The organism is Niastella caeni, assembly GCF_004834005.1.
GTDB lineage: Bacteria > Bacteroidota > Bacteroidia > Chitinophagales > Chitinophagaceae > Niastella > Niastella caeni.
Map to the genome: position 1 here is coordinate 39339 of NZ_STFF01000015.1, position 20578 is coordinate 59916.

At 43.3% G+C, this 20578-nt stretch carries 11 protein-coding genes; 8 read left to right on the forward strand and 3 right to left on the reverse strand.

Going from position 1 to position 20578, the window contains the following annotated elements; all coding sequences use genetic code 11:
- Positions 1-15: 15 nt before the first annotated feature.
- Positions 16-840 carry a DUF6438 domain-containing protein gene (locus FAM09_RS29545; protein WP_136580781.1) on the reverse strand — a complete coding sequence of 275 codons (825 nt, stop codon included), beginning with the start codon at positions 838-840 and terminating at the stop codon, positions 16-18.
- A 60-nt stretch (positions 841-900) separates the two neighbouring features.
- Positions 901-1272, reverse strand: coding sequence for a septal ring lytic transglycosylase RlpA family protein (locus FAM09_RS29550; protein ID WP_136580782.1), 372 nt, complete (start codon positions 1270-1272; stop codon positions 901-903).
- A 51-nt stretch (positions 1273-1323) separates the two neighbouring features.
- Between FAM09_RS29550 and FAM09_RS29555 the strand changes: the two genes are divergently transcribed.
- Positions 1324-1677 carry a DUF6152 family protein gene (locus FAM09_RS29555; protein WP_136580783.1) on the forward strand — a complete coding sequence of 118 codons (354 nt, stop codon included), beginning with the start codon at positions 1324-1326 and terminating at the stop codon, positions 1675-1677.
- 136 nt (positions 1678-1813) lie between these two features.
- Here the strand turns inward: FAM09_RS29555 and FAM09_RS30845 are convergent, their stop codons facing one another.
- Complete coding sequence (locus FAM09_RS30845) at positions 1814-2014, reverse strand: hypothetical protein (protein WP_153825484.1); 201 nt, start codon at positions 2012-2014, stop codon at positions 1814-1816.
- A gap of 315 nt (positions 2015-2329) precedes the next feature.
- Between FAM09_RS30845 and FAM09_RS29565 the strand changes: the two genes are divergently transcribed.
- The 7 genes from FAM09_RS29565 (at position 2330) to FAM09_RS29595 (ending at position 20528) form a co-directional block, all read left to right on the forward strand.
- Entirely contained in the window at positions 2330-3649 is a 1320-nt protein-coding gene (locus FAM09_RS29565; RefSeq protein ID WP_136580784.1) for an IPT/TIG domain-containing protein, read from the forward strand.
- 21 nt (positions 3650-3670) lie between these two features.
- On the forward strand, positions 3671-6748 hold the full coding sequence (locus tag FAM09_RS29570) for a SusC/RagA family TonB-linked outer membrane protein (RefSeq protein ID WP_136580785.1): 3078 nt from the start codon (positions 3671-3673) through the stop codon (positions 6746-6748).
- Positions 6749-6840: 92 nt separating this feature from the next.
- Positions 6841-8763 (forward strand): RagB/SusD family nutrient uptake outer membrane protein, encoded by a 1923-nt coding sequence (locus tag FAM09_RS29575; protein WP_243751811.1) that lies wholly within the window; start codon positions 6841-6843, stop codon positions 8761-8763.
- A gap of 68 nt (positions 8764-8831) precedes the next feature.
- Positions 8832-9794 (forward strand): DUF4973 domain-containing protein, encoded by a 963-nt coding sequence (locus tag FAM09_RS29580; RefSeq protein ID WP_136580787.1) that lies wholly within the window; start codon positions 8832-8834, stop codon positions 9792-9794.
- A gap of 409 nt (positions 9795-10203) precedes the next feature.
- A complete protein-coding gene (locus FAM09_RS29585) occupies positions 10204-12594 on the forward strand; it encodes a hypothetical protein (RefSeq protein WP_136580788.1) in 2391 nt (796 codons plus the stop codon).
- Position 12595: 1 nt separating this feature from the next.
- Complete coding sequence (locus FAM09_RS29590; protein WP_136580789.1) at positions 12596-13663, forward strand: hypothetical protein; 1068 nt, start codon at positions 12596-12598, stop codon at positions 13661-13663.
- Positions 13664-13682: 19 nt separating this feature from the next.
- A complete protein-coding gene (locus FAM09_RS29595; protein ID WP_136580790.1) occupies positions 13683-20528 on the forward strand; it encodes a hypothetical protein in 6846 nt (2281 codons plus the stop codon).
- The last annotated feature ends 50 nt before the right edge of the window (positions 20529-20578 follow it).

Consider the following 20578-nt stretch of genomic DNA (forward strand, 5'->3'; position numbering starts at 1 on the left):
GTGCCTGGCATCTCCTTATTCTTCCAGCGTGAACTTTTCATTGGTCCTTTTGCCGTTGCTATACCTGCAAATATTGTACAGGGCAATGACGAGCCGGGTGCTCATCCGCGGGTAGAACATTGTTTTAAAATACCTGCTTTGTCCGTTAAAGTGCGGGATGATCGTTAGGAGGGGAGCATCGCAACAAAAATGCGAATTCATCTTTAAGTTGCGCAAATTAATAGTTCGTAAGGCAAATAGCAAGGGCTGGAACAGGGAATCGGGTAATTTCCCGGTGAAATAGCCTGCTGCAGTGCTGTCTTTCAGGTCGGTTTCCTGGTTATATACAACCGCTTTGTGTAATTTATATGTTCCGGTTCTATCTACCTGCAGGTGATATGTATTGCAGGTGCCAAAACAACCGGTGGTATGAAAAGTGATCCATTCAAGTTCCAGGGCGCTGTCAAGCGTATAATCCTGCCGTTGAAAGGTGATTTGTTCCTGGTTTTTCCAAAAATTTTTGGAGAATGAAGATGCCGGGCTTACTACCAGCAGGCTGTCTGTAAGAGTTATAAGTTTCAGATCATATCTGTCGAGATGTTGTACCTTAAAGTTGGTGCGGGAGCTGGTATATGTTTTTCGAAAGCTTAACGTATCGCCCAAAATAAGCAACCTGAAATGCTCTTCATATAAATCGGCGTTAGTCCAGTAATTGTAGTTCTTCAAGCCAGTGGTGTCGGCAATAAGTATATTTTCCTGGGCTGGGGTTACCCAACTTCCTTTTAGCAGGTGGTACTGTGCGTGGGACCCGGTGTGCATACAAAGGAGCGCTATGAAAAACAGCAGTTTACGCATTCTCATGTAACATTATTTTCCTGTTGATGCGGAAAATAACTGCTTTACACACCTGCTGTAGCAAAATTATTTCTTTTTACGTTTATACCTGATCTCAATAGTAGTAACACCAGCTTGTAACATACCCAGCTTACGCGCTGCTTTTTTGGAAACGTCCAGTATCCGGCCGGCAGCAAATGGTCCGCGGTCGTTGATGGTCACTTTTACTGAACGGCCGTTGGCAAGGTTAACCACTTTTACTTCAGTACCAAAGGGCAGGGTTCGGTGTGCTGCGGTTAATTTTTCCTGTTTGAATACTTCGCCGCTGGCAGTGGGGCGGCCCTGAAATTTATCGGCATAAAAAGAGGCTTTACCGGTTTCAGTTATTTTACGGGCACAGGAAGTTAAACTGAGAAGGGTGGTAGCGGCTATTATAAATTGGCATATGCTCTTTTTCATTGGCAAGAAATTTAGTAAATTACTGTTACTTGTTGATCAAAATATTTTATTATGAAAAAGTGGCAATTGCTTGTTGTAGTTTCGTTTGTTCTGCTTGCTGTTTCATTCAAGCCGTTCCATCATGGTTGGGCAAATTACAATCAGAAAAAAGTGCTCGATTATACAGGTATAGTGGAGGAATTTAAATTTGAGAATCCGCATGCAACCGCAAAGGTAAAGGATAAAAAGAAAACCTGGCTGGTAATTCTGGCGCCTACAAGCCGCATGGAATCGAGAGGGGTGCCCGCTGATAAAATTGTAAAAGGAAGTAAACTTCGTGTTGTAGGGTATCCTCATAAATCGATCAATGATGAAATGCGTGCGGAAAGGATTTACGTGAACAATGTTAAATTCGAATTGAGATAACCGTGGTATTCAGGTGGATTGAAGCATCCTCAGTTGCGGCAGCCATACGTCAATCGACGTGGCTGTATCCGTTTATTGAGATCATTCATATTCTGGGCATCGTGCTGGTGGCTGGTGGCGCTATCCTTTTCGATATTCAATTATTATCCACGACCAGCAAGCCAGTTATAGACAGCAGGTATTTATTGAAGTGGTCGAAACGTGGGCTGATTATGGTAATACCGTCGGGACTGCTGTTGTTTTCAACCAATGCAATGGCATTATCAAACGATCCGGTATTTGGGATGAAATTACTTTTATTATTGCTGGCTGCTATTAATGCATGGATTTTCCACATAAGGGTATATCTTCCCGCCAAATGGACTACTGCCAGGTATCATGCGATAGCTTCAATAATTCTATGGATTAGCATCATATCGTGTGGAAGGTTGCTCGCATACTAACTGCATTCTTTTCAATCACAATATTAAGCCGAAGCCGTTCTCAACAATTAAGAGGCGGCTTTTGCTTTTTCAACCTTATATAAAAAAATTAATATTCTTCAGATAAAGATTGAATCAAATTGAATCAAGTTTGAAACGGAATGAATAAGCGCTCTTTGAACCTTCTCGTAATTTTAGTTTAATAGTCTAACTGCTTATAACGATTGCTTATGACTCCTAAACTTGCCTGTGGGTTCAAAAGGGGCTGGCTGGTGGCGTCCCTTATTTTTTTCATATTATGTGGTTGCTCCAAGAAAAGCACTACCAAAGAAACAGCCGCTTACGATCCTTCAAAACCGGTTACCATTACCCGCATTTCGCCCGATAGCGGTGGCGTTAGCACCCAACTGATAATATACGGTTCTAATTTTGGAAACGATACCTCGAAAATTAAAGTATATATAAATGGTCATCGCGCTCCTTTGATCGGGACCAATGGCGCTGCCCTTTATGTGTTGATTCCTTCGAAAGCCGGCTCTGGCGATGTAAAAGTGATGGTGGGAACGGATCAGATACAGGAGGCAACCGCTCCTTCTCCATTCAATTATATCTTTTTCCCGCGCGTAAGTACGCTCGCCGGTTTTACTGATAAGGACGGCCGAACGGCCATTGTTGACGGCCCCATTAATAAAGCGCAATTTGAAGAACCTTACTGGCTGTGCTTTGATGAACAAAAGAATATTTATTTATTGGAAGAGCATAGGGGATTGCGATTTATAAATGCCGATAAAACTGAAGTCTCTACCAAATTCAGAACAGGGAATGGACTGGGCAGGCCCAGAACTCTTTCATTTAATCCAACCTGGGATACGTTGTATATAACAAACGATCAGTGGGACTGGACGGGATTAAGCACCGCTGTTGCTACGAAGGCAGATAATTTTACAAGATGGACTTCTCTCATCTATAGCCAGACTACGAATGGTGGCGCCGCACAACCACAAACCGGCGATTATTTTTTTAATGCCTATTCTACCGGCGCCATTTTTAAGTTGGATAGAACCGCAAAAGTTTCCAAAGAACTATTTCGCATTGGCGATGTAAGTTGGGAATTCAATATTCAATTTGCGCCCAGCGGCGATTTCGCTTACATCGTTGTGGTTAACCAGCATTATATTTTAAAATCAAGATTTAACCGGGAAACCGGGCAACTGGAAACGCCGGTACATTTTGTTGGCGGAAGAAGAAGCTGGGGTCATAAAGATGGCGTAGGGATCGACGCCCGGTTTGATCAACCTCACCAGGGCGCGTTTGATGAATATGATAATTTTTATGTGTGCGATATTCATAACCATTGCATCCGCAAAATAACGCCGGAAGGCGTGGTGAGCACCTTTGCAGGTCGCCCGGGCAGCTATGGATACACGGATGGTGCATTACGTGATGCACAGTTTGACCGGCCTATGGGAATCATTTATGATCGCCAGTCGGGCGCTTTTTATGTAGCGGATCAAAAGAACAGGCGCATCAGAACCATCTCCACAGAATAACCTAACCTGAATATTGTTACAATGAAAATATTTATAACCTTACTGCTGCTTATGATGGGTAGTTGCCTGCGGGCGAATGCCCAGGAATATATACAGGTATCGGGTACTGTTATTGATGCCACCAATAGCACGCTTACAGGCGTAAGCGTATCTATAAAAGACAGGGTAGGTGGCGGCACCATGACGAATGACAAAGGTCGATATACAGTGCGGATTGAACCGTATAGTACATTAATTTTTTCACATGTTGGTTTTGCAAGTCAGGAAATCAGGATTGGCAATAAAAGCCTGCTGAACGTTACGCTTAAGCCTGTTGATTCAAATGCTTTGTCCCAGGTAATAGTTACGGCTGCGGGGCCGCAGAAAAAGATCTCTGTTGTTGGCGCTGTTACAGCTATAAACGTCGACGAGTTGCGAACGCCTACAGCTAATATCACCAATGGACTGGCAGGCAATGTTCCCGGAATAATCGCGATGCAAGGATCTGGTGAACCGGGGAATAACCAATCTGAATTCTGGATTCGTGGCATTTCAACATTTGGTGCTAATCAAAGCGCCCTGGTATTGGTAGATGGGTTTGAGCGTCCTTTCAACGAAATAAATATTGAAGACATTCAATCCTTTTCGGTATTGAAAGATGCGTCCGCTACTGCCATTTATGGTTCAAGAGGCGCTAACGGCGTAGTGTTGATCACCACAAAAAGAGGTAGGGCAGGAAAAGTGAATATCGATGGGAAAATGGAATACGGCTATTTAACGCGTACGCGCACACCCAAATTTGTTGATGGTTATACGTATGCTCAATTGGTGAACGAAGCAAAGATCACAAGGAACCAGGAACCGTTATATACGCCCAATGAATTGGAGATTATCAGGGAAGGGTTAGATCCCGATCTATATCCTAATGTAAACTGGCAGGATAAAATGCTCAAGAATGGCGCTAACATCTACCGGGCCGCCATTAACCTTTCCGGTGGCGCATCCATTGCCCGGTATTTTGTATCGGCCAGCTTCGTTGATGAAGGAGGAATGTATAAAACCGATCAGGCGTTAAAAGACTATAAGACCAATGCCCACCTGTCGAGATGGAATTATCGCGTGAATTATGATCTGGATATTTCAGGAACAACAACTTTGGCGTTGGGCGTTTCAGGCTTCCTGGAAAAACAAAACTTCCCCGGTTTAAATAATCTCAACATCTGGTATTCACTTATTGGCCAGTCGCCGGTATCAATTCCTTTTATGTATTCGAATGGACTTACACCTGCTTACGGTACAGGTAGCAGGACCAATCCCTGGGTGTTGGCCACGCAAACCGGCTACCGGGAACATTGGGAAAATAAGACCGAATCAAATGTTACCCTTAACCAGCGGTTAGATATGCTTACCAGGGGACTACGATTAACAGCCCGTTTGGCTTTTGATGCAAACAGCATAAACGATATTAACCGCATTAAATGGCCAGAGCAATATAACAACGAGCGCAGGCGCGACAGGAACGGTAAGCTGATCATGCATAGGATATCAACCGAGCAATTGATGAAACAGGAAACAGGTTCGTGGGGAGAACGGGTGTACCAGGCAGATGTTGAACTGGGCTATAGCAGGAACTTTGCAAGCAGGCACAATGTGGAAGGTTTGCTGAAATCATTTGTTCGTGAACAACGGCAAACGCAAAACCTGGGAACGGATATCAGGAACGGATTACCCCGTCGCAATTTGTCGCTTGCAGGCCGCGCCATGTATGGATATAAGAACCGGTATCTTGTAGAATTCAATTTTGGTTATACAGGTTCAGAGAATTTCAAAAAGGGACATCAGTTTGGATTTTTTCCTGCGGTAGCTGTGGGTTGGAATATTGCGGAAGAAAATTTCATTCAGGAGAAAATGGATTGGCTCGATCTGTTTAAAGTCCGTTATTCTATTGGTGAAGTGGGTAATGATAATTTTGGCGGCTTGCGCTTTGCCTACTTAAGCACCATAGAAAGCGGCGGCAGCTTTAATTTTGGCGAGCCGGTAAGTCCGAATAGTTATCCCGGTCTATATTATACGCAGGTGGCTTCCGATGCGCTCACCTGGGAAGTAGCCAGGAAGCAAAACCTGGGCATCGATATCAATATCCTGAACAGTTTATTTTCTTTCACACTCGACATCTTCCAGGAAACACGCAGGAACATTTATATACAAAGAAGCCAGTTGCCCGAAATGGTGGGGATTAACAGCCAACCCTGGGCAAATGTAGGTAGAATGGATAACCGCGGCATCGACGGCAACTTCGGGGTAAGAAAAAAGGTCGGCAATATAAATTTTACGTTACGGGGAAATCTTACTTATTATAAAAACAAGATCCAGGAGCGCGACGAGCAACAGAACCCTTATTATTATTTGCTGCAACAGGGTTTTAGAGCCGAGCAAACAAGAGGGTTGATTGCACTGGGTTTGTTTGCAGATTATGAAGATATAAGGAACAGTCCGAAGCAAACATTTGGCACCTATATGCCGGGCGACATTAAGTACAAAGATGTGAATGGTGACGGAATTATTAATGACGAAGACATAGTGCCTATCGGTGCAAGCTGGCGGCCGGCGCTCGAATATGGAATGGGGTTATCTGCCTCCTGGAAACAATTGGATGTAAATGTGCATTTCCAGGGCGCAGGCCGCAATTCCTATTTTTTAAACGGTCCTACGGTGTATCCATTTGTAGAAGGCGCCTGGGGAAATATCCTGGCAGAAGTAACGGACCCGGGCAGCCGGTGGATCTCAAAAGATATTGCCGGCAATCATACGGAGGCGGAGAATCCTAATGCCAAATATCCGCGCCTGAGTTACGGCGGCAATGCTAATAACTATCGGGCGTCTACTTTCTGGATGAGGAACGGCGCTTACCTGCGCTTTAAGACATTGGATATTGGGTACAGGATACCTGCTAAAATTGCCACCCGGTTGCGCCTCACCAATTGGCGATTGTACCTGCTGGTACAGAACCTGATGGTGTGGGATAATGTAAAAGTTTGGGACCCTGAAATGGCCAGCAGTGATGGAACCCGTTACCCATTGCCCAAAACAATAACAATAGGCATGACTTTCAAATTTTAATCAACCAATAATCCATTGGTATGAAAATATATTTTCTTTTAATTGTCGCTGTCATTTGCAGTTCCCTTCAATCCTGCAAAAAGTACATGGATATGGATCATTTCTTTAAGGACAGGATGAATATAGACACCTTGTTTGTGCGGAAAGATTATGCAGATCAATGGCTGGCAAATGTGTATACGCATTTACGGGAAGAGAACCTTGATGTGGCCAGTAAGGATTATGCACCTTTCAACCTGATATCCGATGATATGTTCTTTGGAGACCGCGGCGATGAATTAGACGGCCGGAGTTATAAGAATTATAAGAACGGCGAATACACCGAAAGCTGGATACAACGCTCGTGGGGATCCTGTTACCAGGGCATTCGTAAAGCATCGATCTATATTTTTAACATTGATCGCAACCGTGAGATGAGCACTGAAGAGATTGCTACCGGAAAAGCCGAAGCGCGTTTTTTAAGGGCTTATTATTATTGGTTACTTATTAGAAAATATGGGCCTGTACCATTAGTACCCGGCGAAGGCATTGATTATACGTTGCCTTATGAAGAACTGGCCATACCAAGAAGTTCATATGACAATTGCGTTGATTTCATTACAAGCGAGCTGGCAATAGCCGCGAGGAACCTCCCATTAACGCAAACAAGCCGGGACAGAGTACGGCCAACAAAAGGTGCGGCATTAGCCGCGCGGGCAAAAGTGTATTTATATGCGGCCAGCCCGGAGTTTAATGGCAACACAGAAATGGCCGAGCTCGTAGATCACGAGGGAAATCAACTCATATCCCAGGTATATAATGAAGAGAAATGGGCAAAAGCCGCTGCTGCGGCAAAAGAGGTTATTGACCTCAATGTGTACCGGCTTTTTACGGCTCCCTTCAATGCCACCGATCAGGGACCGGCGCAGCCAAAAACAATTGTTCCGCCTTTCAACGCCAGGTATTCAAACTCGTCGTTTCCCAATGGCTGGAAAGATATTGATCCCTTTGAGTCGTATCGCCAGTTATTCAACGGTGCGCTTACAGCTTCAGGGAATCCTGAATTGATATTCTCGCGTGTGGCTGAATTAAGTAACGTTGGCCCGGAGGCGTTGGCAAAGCACCAGACGCCTTACTCCATGGGTGGCTGGAATGCACATGGCATTACGCAAAAACAATGTGATGCCTATTATCTGAACGACGGAAACAACATTCCCGTAAACCCCAGGGTAAATGGCTTTACAACCAACGATAAAGATCATCTGCCGTTACCAGCAGGAGTGTCGATGCAGTATGCAAACCGCGAGCCTCGTTTTTATGCCTCTGTTGCTTACAATGGAAGCCTCTGGTACCGGTTGAGCGCATTGGATCCTACTTTACGAAGCAAGCAGATCTTTTATTACAGGGGAGAACCGGATGGAAAGCAGCCCGCGTCACCACAGTTTCATGTAAGGACCGGTTTGGGGGTCAAAAAGTTTGTTAATCCAATTGATTCACACGATGGAAAAGTATTAGGCTCCTTTGTGGTGCCGAAGTATGAGCCCGCTATCCGGTATGCAGAAGTCCTGTTGATTTTTGCGGAAGCCCTCAATGAGTTAGGCGGTTCTTATAATATCCCCGATTATACCGGAACAACAACGCACGCTATTTCCAGGAGCGTGCCCGACATGAGCAACGCCATAAGTCAGATACGAATAAGAGCGGGGTTGCCTGATTTTGATGGAAGCGTCTATGGTTCAAAAGAGATATTCAGGAAAGCGCTGAAAAGAGAAAGGCAAATTGAGTTGCTTGGGGAAAACCACCGGTATTACGATCTCCGGCGTTGGAAAGACGCGCCGCTAGAAGAAGCCATGCCTGTTATGGGTTGTAATATGGATATGACTTCTGCGCAACGAGAGCTGTTTCACACGCCGGTTGTTATTCCTTCTTTCCCAACCATCTTCGTAAAAAAAATGTACCTGTGGCCCATTGCACATGAAGAGTTAAGACGAAATAAAAAGTTAACTCAAAACCCCGGCTGGACTACGCCTTATTAACAATAGGCAATAGACAATAGACAATATGCAATAGGCAAGAAACAATAAGTAATGACAAATGCATACATATGAGAAAAATTTCTTTATATATTTTATTCAGCCTGTTTGTAAGCACTTCCTGTAATAAAGAATGGACAAAAGAGCTATATGTAAAAGAAGTGTCGTTTGTAAAGAGTGGTGTTGTTAAAGTGTACGCGAAATATAAAAGTCAGGGTGGGGTAGTAACAGTTAAAGTGCCGGTTGTGTTAAGTGGTTCAACGGGCAACCCGGATGATATTGAAGTTACGATCGCTATAGATAAGGATACGCTAAACGACCTGAACTTTGACAGGTTCAGGTTGCGAAAGGACTTGTATTTTCATGAGCTACCCGAAGTGAATTATTCTTTTAAATCAATGACCACAGTCATACCCAAAGGAACGTTGCAAGGTTACTTTGAATTAGCGTTGAAATTGGAGAATCTGGACCTGATAAACAAATATATTTTGCCGGTAAAAATTGTGTCAACCTCAAATGATAATGTTGCCAAAAGAAGATGGTTTAGTAAATCGCTTATGCAGATCATTCCATTTAACGACTATTCAAACAGGTATTCCAATGCCGGTCTTATATGGAACAGGGATGTACCACAAAATAATCAAACCGCATTGACCACGCCGCACCGCACCGCATTTGTGGTAAATGAGCAAACGGTATTTTTCTTTGCAGGGAATATTGACGAAGAAGCATTTGACAGGACAATGTATAAAATTACAGCTACGTTCAATCCCGATAGTACCGTTAAGCTTGCTGCACCCGATACCAATATAAAATTCTCTTCTAAAAAAGGCGTCTATACCATAAGCAAAAAAATGGATGAAGTACAGCCTTACCTGGAAAAAACGTATATAACAATGAACCTGGAGTATTGGTATAGCGATATCACCAATCCTGCATTTCCCATTAACTACCGGTTTGTTGGGCCATTAACCCTCGAACGGATAAGAAATACCCAGATCCCTGATGAAGACCAGCAGGCGCAAATTGAATAATGGTCATATTTACCATTGGCTACCAATGCAAGGCCCAATATGAAGTTCTTGGTGCAAATTGAATAATGGTCATATTTACCAGGCAGGCTAATTTATTGTTAATTGCACGCTTATCGGTTAAATCTGCACGTTTATTGGCTAAAACTGCACGCTTATTAAGTTTTTTTGGAATAATTGCTTTTATATATATCTTCGATTTTTACAACTAGATAAGTACTTTCTGTTAGCTGCTATATGCTGCATTACTTAACTGACCATTAAGTATCAGTTATTTTCATAGTTCATGATTAAAATTAGCATTAAGCTGGTAGTTATAACCTAACTACTGGATACAATTATATTTTTTTTGTAAAATATTAATTGAACAAGAACTAAATTCTGTTCAACCCCAACCAAATATTAACTGTTTGTGAAACTTTTCCCGGGTTTGCCTGGCCTGCATTTGTGTGTACTCGCTATCTGTTTGTTTGCTAATGCGAACAGCCAGGCGCAAAGTCTTGCATACAGAACATTGGATAGCTCTCAAAATGATGATCCCGTCAATAGTGATAGGTTATTTTTTGCTGACCCCGGCGGCTTATCAGGTAATCCCCTTTTTCTGCATTTTGGTGATACCGTAATACTTATAAATAACAGCGTTTGTAAAGGGAGTTATTCTGCCCGGCATGTGTTTGACAACATTCGCCCCCTGATGGTAGAAGCAGAAAAGCGATCTTATGCAATCACCCCATCTCCGGTAACGCGCACACCATTTTTACGCATTCACGGCAATGTAAATTATGATTTTTTATACCGCTCGTATATAGATACCCCTTTTTCGCAAAAAGATTTTCAGCAACACACGATCCAGACTTCTCTTAGCATAACCGTAAAAGATAAATACCCGCTGAAAGTAAACTTATCGAATCGAATAAGCAATTCGCCCTACTTCAAAAATTTTATGGACCTGAACATGCGGTTCGATAAAAATACTTTTGTTCAGCACGCAAAGCAACAATTGTTAGATAAAATCGCCGCCGCTAATCTGAAAATGCCTGATCTGGCTGCCGCAGAAGCTGCGCTGAAAAAGGCCGTTGATCAATACAATAAATTAAAAACGGCATTGAATAATCCCGATGTGTTGCAGCGGATTGTTGAAGAACGGGAAAAGCAGTATTTGGAACGGTTGGCTGCTACTCGTAAGCAAGCTGAAAGTGTCAATTTGCCTAAGATAGAACTGGATGCGCTGGATAAAAGAAAGCTGTACAAAATGGCGGGCGCTGTGAATATTCCTGTTAAAGAACCAAAGATCGATAGCAGTTATACAAAGTATCTGGAGCGCCGGAAAAAAGATCTGGATAGTCTGCAACAAAAAATTCATACCCTGCAATCCAGGGCCGACAGCATTAAAAATAAGCTGAACAACAACCTGGCCGCTGCGCGCCGTAAAATATACAAAGCCACCCATTCCGGTGAGTTGAAGCAAATTGCCGCAGAGAACGGTGTGGCTCCGGAAAAGAAAGAAGGATTGGAGAACTTTTTATCGCACGTTAAAAGTATTGGCATTGGTCGCTCGGTGGTGAATTATTCTGAGCTCACTGCCTGGAATGTAGCATTAACCGGTTTGAACCTTGAATACAACAACGGCATTTATGCTGCAGCAGCAGTTGGAAAAATAGATTATGGGTTTCGCGATTTCCTGGGAAAAAATACCCGCCAAAAGGGACAAAATTTTGCCATGGGCCGCGTGGGTTGGGGCGATATTGACCGCAAAGCAATTATTCTCTCGGCCTTCGCCGGTAAAAAATATAACTATGGATCGGTGACAGCAGATTCCATCAATGATCATATAAATTTAGTGGGTTATTCAATAGAAGGCATTCTGAAAAAAGATGAGAATACGGGCCTGAGTGTGGAACTGGCAAAAACAAGCCGGCCTGTTTCGGGTAATATAGCAAACAATCAGAGCACGAAACCATTGTTTGCATTTTCCGACAATGCGAACCTCGGACTTAGCATAAAGGGACAAACGCTTATTTCAAAAACCAATACCCGCATAAACGGATTTTACCGCAAGACCGGTGAACAATTTCAGTCTTTCAGCCTGTTTACCGTTAACACCAATCAAATGGCGTGGCTGGTAAATGTGGATCAACCTTTCTTTAATAATAAAATAGGTGTGGTGGCTTCATTGCGCCGCAATGATTTTACCAACCCTTTTTCAGAAAAGACATTTAAAACAAGCACGATCTTCAAAAGCCTGCAGGTAACGGCACGTATACCACGCTGGCCGGTGTTGAGTGCGGGATATTATCCAGGCACGCAATTATATCTCGTTGATAAGGAACGCATCAGGGAAAATGTCTATTACATATTGAATGGGTCGCTTGTGCACAATTACAATGCCGGGGGCATCAGGATGGTGTCTTCGTTAATGTATAATAAATATTCAAGCAAAGGAACCGATACAGGATTTATTGCCTACAAAGGCATCAGCTACATGGCCTCGCACAGTTTTATTTTTTCAAAAATACAATTGCAGGGGATGTATGTATATACCGATCAGGAACAGATGCAATACTATACGCTTGATGCAGGCGGTGATTATTCGCTGTCGTCAATGCTAAGAGTAGGAGGGAGTATGCGGTATAATAAAATAGCCGGCGGCAACACCTGCCTGGGCAATCGCGCGTATGTGAACTTCGAATTGAAGAAGCTGGGCAGTTTACAATTACAGTATGATAAATCTTATTTACCAACCATTTGGCAAACACTTTATCCGGTAGAAACAGGAAGGGTGTCGTGGTATAAATACTTTTAATATGAAAATGAAATATATAAGCGTTTTGATTTTCATCTTGCCCGTGTTACTACAGGCGCAAGTGACTATCAATATAGTGCAACCACCTGCCGGCATGATCAAAAAAGACCAGTTATGGAACCTGGTATTGACCAACAATACCAATACCACTTTTGATGTAACAGTGCTGCTCAATCTTAAGGATGCAGTTACGGGGCAGTCGGTATTGTCGGCCGGTACAAGAGCCATGCAGTTAACAAAGGGCGTGAAAGTATTGGCCCTGCAGGATATACAGCCCGTGCAATATAATTATGGTGCTACGGCTATTGGCAATTTTTTACCGCTTGGTTCCTATATAGCTTGTTATACAGTTAACAGGTACGGTCATGAATTGATGGAAGCCATTGCCACCGAATGCGTACGCATCAATATTACGCCATTAAGTCCGCCCTTGCTCAATATGCCTGCCAACAGATCGGTACTGCAAACGCCGGTGCCGCAATTCAGTTGGATACCGCCGGCGCCCATGGATATGTTCGATAACCTCAGCTATGATGTAAGCGTAGCCGAAGTGCTGGAGGGGCAATCTGCTACAGAAGCGGTAATGTACAACACACCGGTGTATGTATCCTCGAATGTAAAAGCGCCTTACCAAAATTACCCGTCTACCTATTCAGGATTGCACCCCGGTAAAACCTATGCCTGGCAGGTAACTGCGCGCAATGGCGACAATTACGTCGCTGCTACTGAAACCTGGACGTTTACCATTGCTGGTGATTCTACAAAGACCATCCCGTCAAGCACCAGTTATATTGCTATTGGTAAGAACCCGAACGAACAAGGGTTCCATTATATTTCCGGAAATGAGCTGCGGATAAAATATTACTCGTTCGATAAAACCCACGAATCGGTGGTTCGGTTTTATAATGCTGACAAAAAGCTTATACAGGAAGTAAAACAATCCATCATATATGGCGACAATTATCTCCGGTTTAAACTAAATCACCGGTATCACAATCGTAAGGTTTACTTTATAGAGATCACCGATCTGCAAAAAAATATCCATACTGCTTCGTTCAGCATAAAATAACAAAACTAACGACTTAACTATGATCCAGTTACTGTCAGAAAAATATTCGAAACATATAGCCTGTATCCTTTCTGTAATTTTTTTGTGCGGTCTTATGCCGGTTTTTGGCAGAGGAAGTATGCGGCGTTTTTCAACAACCTATTATCCTGCCTATAATAAAACCTGGAGTAACCGGCCATCAAATGGCAATAATAAATTTGCCGCACCCCGTGAAGCCAAACCTGCAGTAAAAGCAGTTGTGGCAAAGAATGAACTGCCGGTAAAAAATGCAGCGGCTATGAACAAGCCTGCCAAACCGGATATCGGCGGTCCCAGCCAGCCCGAAATGACATCTTTCAAGTCGGTAGGAACTGATAATATGGTAAACCTGTTTACCGGTGACTTCAGCTACAACATTCCGCTGCTCGATGTAGGCGGTTACCCGGTGAATCTTTTTTATGATGGTGGCATCAGCATGGAGCAGGAAGCCAGTTGGGTGGGATTGGGTTGGAATATCAACCCGGGAACAGTAAGCCGTAATATGCGCGGCGTGCCCGATGATTTTAATGGGGAAGATATAATGACGCAACGGCAGGAAATGAAACCGAATAAAACCTGGGGCATAAATATTAACCCCGATCTGGAGCTGGTAGGTGTTAAAGATATTTTCGGCTTAGGCATAAATGTCTCTATAGGTTCTCTGGGTGTTTCTTTTAATAATTACCTCGGGCCTGCACTTGACCTTGGTATTAAGGGCGGAACCAATTTTACCATTGCTTCAAAATCGGGTTCAGAAAAATCTTCTGCTTCATTAAATCTGGGGGTAAGTGTTGGCGCCAATATTAGTTCGCGGAACGGTCTCACACTTTCTCCCAACGTTTCATTAACGGGTACTTCATTCGCCAATGATAAAAAGTTTAACGCCGGGGTAGGATTGAGTACCAGTTATAATTCAAGGACCGGTATAAAACAGTTGCAGATCAGCGAGCAGATGTCGGTAAATTATTATGCCCAAAAGAAGGTAGGGACCGATGAAAAGGGAAAGGGAATATATAAAAACGGCGTTGCCAGTTCAATGGGCGCCACGCTTTATTCAGGATCAATAAGTTTTTCGAAACCAAGCTATGTGCCTAGCCTGCGTATGCCGCTCGACAATGAAGCTTATTCCGGGCATTTCCAGGTGGGTGGCGGTATCTTCGGCGTATATGGTTCACTGGAAGCTGAAGTATATAAACAAACTTCCAAAACAGCAAAAATTATACAAACAAAGCCACTGGTAGGGTTCCTGTATGCTGAGAAAGCAAAAAATAATCCAAATGCAGTAATGGATTTTACCCGTTTAAATGATAATGAGGTTACACCAAAAACCCCGATCATTTCAGCGCCTCAATATGCATATGATGTTTTTTCTATCCAAGGTGAAGGAACCGGTGGCAGCATCAGAGCTTATCGCAACGAGCTGGGTTATGTGCGCGACAATTCCACGCGTTCGAGCGACAATAGTTTAAGTATCGGCGGGGATATTGGTATTCCGGGACATTTTGGCGCCAACTTTAATACAATTAAAACACCAACTGTGATCAGGGAATGGGGATTTGGTAACAAATTACCCCAGGTTATTGGCTTTCGCAGTGCTAAAGATACTATTGAGAGCGTGTACTTCAGAAACCCGGGCGAAACAAGTGTGTTGATAACTGATCAGTTCAAAAAAATGGGTGGTACAGACCTTGTTCGGTTTAAACTGGGCGGTACCGATGCCATGCCAACGATAGAACCGGTATTGGAACGTTTTTCAAAATCGAACATTTTAACCGGAACTACCAGTTTGCTTCAGCCCGATATTACGCAACGCAGAAAAAGAACGCAGGTCGTCACTTTTTTAAACGCATTTGATGCCTCTGTAATAGGGTTGGATAAGAAAATTAGAAGTTATAATACCAGTTCTATACTCGATGGTAATAATAATTTGAAATATGATTCAACCGACAGGGTAGATGCAGACGGGGCCATTCGAAAAAAGCATCATATTTCTGAAATACGCGTAACTGAAATAAGTGGCAGGCGCTACGTATATGGATTACCTGTGTATAGCAAAGTACAAAGGGATTACACTTTTTCGGTCAATAAGACCGGAACCGCTGATGATGTTGTGGATATAACGGAAACCGAGCCTACCACGCTTAACAACGCGCAGGGAAAAGATGGCTATGTGCAGGTAACTGAAACCCCCGCCTATGCGCATTCCTTTTTATTGACCGGTTTACTGTCGTCTGATTATGTTGATGTAACCAACAATGGCATTACTGAGGATGATATGGGCGATGCTGTAAAATTTAACTACAGCCGTTACAACGATCATAAATGGCGTACACCTCATAATACAGGCACAACTGCCAATTTTAATGATGGCCATCTTTCTGATAGAAAAGATGACAAAGGCGTGATCGCTTATGGAGTAAGAGAATCGTGGTACCTGCATTCCATTGAATCGAAAACAATGATCGCTTTGTTTACGCTCGAAGGCCGGACCGATGGTAAAGGGCCAGTTAGTGAATATAAAGGAGTAGACATCAACGATAACTCGCTGAAACGCTTACAAAAGATCGATCTATATAATAAGGCCGATTTAAAAAAGAATGGCCTGACCAATGCGAAACCTGTTAAAACTGTTTGGTTTACGTACAGCTATTCACTTTGCACCGGTACACCGGATAACAAAGATGGTGGTGGTAAGCTAACGTTAGATGGTGTTTATTTCACTTTTAATGGCAAAAACAGGAACACTAAAGATAAATATGTATTTGACTATGATAATGCAGGCGCCGGCAATCCGGGATATGCTCCCAACGCATCTGACCGGTGGGGCTCTTACAAAACGAAAGCACAGAACCCGGAAGGTATGAAAAACAGGGATTATCCCTATGCACTGCAAAACAAAACAGTCAGCGACCAGAATGCCGCTGCCTGGTCGCTCAAAAAGATATTGTTGCCTTCAGGTGGACAGATTGAGGTAGAGTATGAAAGCGATGATTATGCCTTTGTGCAAAATCGCAGGGCCTGCGATATGATGCAGATTGCAGGACTTGGCGCCGATGCCGCTACCATTACAAGTAATTTATATGGTGTAAGTCCAACGCTGGCAACAAGCGGCTTTGTAGATTTTGATTATGTATTTATAAAAGTACCTGAGCCCTGCGCCAATAGAACAGAAGTATATCAAAAATATTTGCAGGGGATTTCTCAACTCGTTTTCAAATTATCGGTTAACATGCCCAAAGGCATTGAATATGTTAACTCGTATGCTACCATAGCCGACTATGGTAAGTATGATGCAACCCGTATCTGGGTACGTTTGAACAAGGCAAACGGTCTAAGCCCGCTTACGCTTTCATGCCTCGAATATTTGCGGGAGCAATTACCCGGCCAGGCTTACCCGGGATATGATGTTTCGGAAAGTGGTGGCCTGAAAGCAGTTGGTGAAATGCTGCTGGGCATGCTGGATGGATTAAAAAGTGCATTTAAGGACCAGGTAAAATACCTGCGTAGCCAGGGAAGAGTGCAAACTATTAATCCGGCAAATTCTTTTGTTCGGTTAAATGATCCTGATGGCTTTAAATATGGCGGCGGGCAACGCGTTAAAACGGTAAGACTAAAAGATAACTGGAAGCCCATGACCGCCAACCAACAGTATACTTCGGAATATGGCCAGGAATATAGTTATACCACAACCGAAGTGTTCAATGGCGTGAAAAGGAGCATCAGTAGTGGTGTGGCCTCTTATGAACCTTCTATTGGCGGTGAAGAAAATCCATTTCAAACCATTGTGCAGGTGACCAATAAACTGCCATTGGGACCTGCTTCATACGGCGCCATTGAAATGCCAGTGCTCGATGCGTTCTTCCCCGCACCGGTAGTGGGTTACAGCAAAGTGACCGTGAAGTCGTTAAATAAGAATACCCCAACAAAAAAGTCGAGATCGGGTATTGGCAAACAGGTACATGAATTCTATACCGCAAAAGATTTTCCGGTTTACTATAACCATACCTCTATCGATCCTGCATCTGATAAGCAGGAACACCAGGCATCGGTGCTGAATTTCTTTTATAAGTATGCATTCGACAGCCGGGCATTGTCGCAGGGCTTTATTGTAGAAACAAACGATATGCATGGTAAACTGAAATCAGAGTCATCATATGCAGAGAACGATTCTTTAACCAGAATTTATTATACGCAAAACTTTTATCGCAATACCGGCAGTAAAGGCCTTGAAGAAAAGTTTGATTTTGCCGATAGAGCGTTTAGTGGTGCTGTGTACCAGGGAAATATGGGTATAGATGTGGAATTGATGACAGATACCCGTGAATTCTCTGTGAAAAGCACCAGCCTGGAAGTACAGGCGCAGGTTGATCTTTTCCCGGTGCTCCTGCCTTTCTGGTTGCCATTCATCTGGCCGGTAGCCGGTGAAAGTGAAAACACCTACCGTGCTGTTACCACCACCAAAGTGATCAATTACCACGCTATACTGGATAGTGTAGTGGTGATTGATAAAGGAAGCCAGGTGTCAACTAAAAATATGGTATATGATTCTGAAACCGGCGACGTACTGGTTACCCGTACCAATAATGAATTTGACAAACCGGTATATAGCGTAAAATATCCGGCCTGGTGGGCCTATAGTGGTATGGGGCTCGCGTATAAAAATATAGATGCTGTATACACAGATATTGATTTTAACGATGGAAAAATGATTGGTGCTGCTTTTGAACAGGCTGTTATTGAAAGTGGCGACGAGTTGTATATTTTCAAAAGCGGTTCGGGTACCAGTAATTGTATACCTGCTTCCGATGCTTCTGTTAAGCGCTTATGGGCGTTTGATAAAAATAAAAGCAGCACTGCGCTTACCGTACCGGTAAAAGACCTGGTATACCTCGATGAAAAGGGCAAGTTGTTTACCCAGAACGACGTAAGCTTCCGCATTGTGCGTAGCGGAAAGCGCAATACGCTTGAAGCGCCTGTCGCTAGCATAACCTTAATGAGCAATCCTGTTGATGAAACCACCCATAAGCTGAATATCAACAGCAGCAGTGATGTAATAGATGCAACGGCTGCCGAATACCAGGAGAAATGGCAGGCAGATAATGAAGTGGTGAGAAAATACAGTCTCTTTTTTAATGCCAATACCTGCACATACGATGAACTGGAGGATTGTAATGGTTATCTTGAAAAGAGCATTAATCCTTATCTGAAAGGACTTGTTGGCAATTTCAGGCCTTATCGTAACAGGTTGTTTTATGGGGAAAGAAAGGAATCAAATCCACTTGCCAGTACCGACTTGCCGAAGAATGGTTTTCTGCTCAATTTTCAACTTTTCTGGGATTTTAACAGCTATAATAATCTGGTTCCTAATACCAGCAACACCCAATGGGTATGGCAGAACCAGATGACCCGGTTCAACACGAAAGGCATGGAACTGGAGAATAAAAATGTTATGAATATTTATACGGCTGCCCTGTTTGGTTACCATAAAACATTGCCAACAGCCGTAGCAACCAACAGCCGGTATGATGAAATGGCTTATGAAGGATTTGAAGATTACGAATATGCAGAAGCGTTGAACCCTGCAAGTGTAAATAGTTGTACTAAAAAACACATCACGCTCACAAACCTCAACAACTCACAAATAGTAAGCAGTGATGTAACCGGGTTTGCCGCACATACCGGTAAATATATGATGGCAGTACCTCAGGGAGCAACGGTGACGCAAACATTACCCGTTAGTGCAGCACCTGCCGAAGACTATTCATTTGCTTTTACCAAAGATACCGTACAACAACTCGATCAAATCGGCGGCAATGCGCAATTGTTAGCGATCAATCCGGGTTTTGCCGGTCAATCTGACCAAAATGCTTATTTCCAGCCCAGGACAACCTTTACGTCGGGCGGCATGCAATCGGTTCTTTCTATGGGAAATAATAGTGTAACCAATGGCGGTTCCCGCACTTTTAGTCACAGCTTGCGGTTTACCACGAATTACTACATTAATGTGGCGCAATACGGCTCTTATCAATTTATAATAAGTATTGATGGAAACTCATATAACCTTCCACCCGAAGATTATAGTACCGCCCATTTTGAAGTACTGGGTGAAGAGGGAAATACGGTATATTCACAATTTTTCAGCAATTATGCGGCAATGTACCAGATCTTGAATGTTACGCTGTGTAAAGGCATCCATTTGATACGAATTACGTTTTCCAACGATTTCAGTTATACAACTACCAACCTGCAACAAACGTATGTATCCACAGCTTATATCTTCAAGCTTACAACCAATGCTGCAGGCACCAACTATAAAAATTTAAGTAAGGTCAATTCCTGCATTTACACAAAACCAATGGCTGCTACTGATGCCATGTTGAATCCCATCTTTAGCATTCCTGCCAATAAAAAAATGTTATTCAGCGCCTGGGTGCATGAAGCATGTACAACCTGTGCTGCAACCGGCTTCGTGCATAACCAGATAAACATCGGTAGTACTGTGCTTAAACCAACCGGCCCCATCATTGATGGATGGCAGCGTTATGAAGGAGAGATCCCGCCTGCAGCAGCCGGTGAAATGACACTGAACTTCGTGAACAACAGTGGCAGTACAATTTATTTCGATGATATACGCATTCATCCGTATAATGCCAATATGAAAAGTTATGTATACGATCCGGTTAATCAGAAGCTGGTGGCCGAGCTGGATGCCAATAACTACGCCAGCTTTTACGAGTACGACGAAGAAGGCAGTTTGATACGCACTAAAGTTGAAACCAGGGAAGGAATTAAAACCATCAATGAAACCCGGAGCTTCAAGCAGAAAAGTATTGAAGTGATGCAATAAAAGCGCAGGATCGCTGGCAAACACAATTACAACTAATAGTTATATAAATG

What these genes read in the sequence shown, in the direction of transcription:
- FAM09_RS29575 (WP_243751811.1), top strand. Translation starts at nt 6,841, where the DNA reads ATGGATCATTTCTTTAAGGACAGGATGAATATAGACACCTTGTTTGTG.
- FAM09_RS29590 (WP_136580789.1), top strand. Translation starts at nt 12,596, where the DNA reads ATGAAAATGAAATATATAAGCGTTTTGATTTTCATCTTGCCCGTGTTA.
- FAM09_RS29555 (WP_136580783.1), top strand. Translation starts at nt 1,324, where the DNA reads ATGAAAAAGTGGCAATTGCTTGTTGTAGTTTCGTTTGTTCTGCTTGCT.
- FAM09_RS30845 (WP_153825484.1), bottom strand. Translation starts at nt 2,014, where the DNA reads ATGTGGAAAATCCATGCATTAATAGCAGCCAGCAATAATAAAAGTAAT.
- FAM09_RS29570 (WP_136580785.1), top strand. Translation starts at nt 3,671, where the DNA reads ATGAAAATATTTATAACCTTACTGCTGCTTATGATGGGTAGTTGCCTG.
- FAM09_RS29545 (WP_136580781.1), bottom strand. Translation starts at nt 840, where the DNA reads ATGAGAATGCGTAAACTGCTGTTTTTCATAGCGCTCCTTTGTATGCAC.
- FAM09_RS29550 (WP_136580782.1), bottom strand. Translation starts at nt 1,272, where the DNA reads ATGAAAAAGAGCATATGCCAATTTATAATAGCCGCTACCACCCTTCTC.
- FAM09_RS29565 (WP_136580784.1), top strand. Translation starts at nt 2,330, where the DNA reads ATGACTCCTAAACTTGCCTGTGGGTTCAAAAGGGGCTGGCTGGTGGCG.
- FAM09_RS29595 (WP_136580790.1), top strand. Translation starts at nt 13,683, where the DNA reads ATGATCCAGTTACTGTCAGAAAAATATTCGAAACATATAGCCTGTATC.
- FAM09_RS29580 (WP_136580787.1), top strand. Translation starts at nt 8,832, where the DNA reads ATGAGAAAAATTTCTTTATATATTTTATTCAGCCTGTTTGTAAGCACT.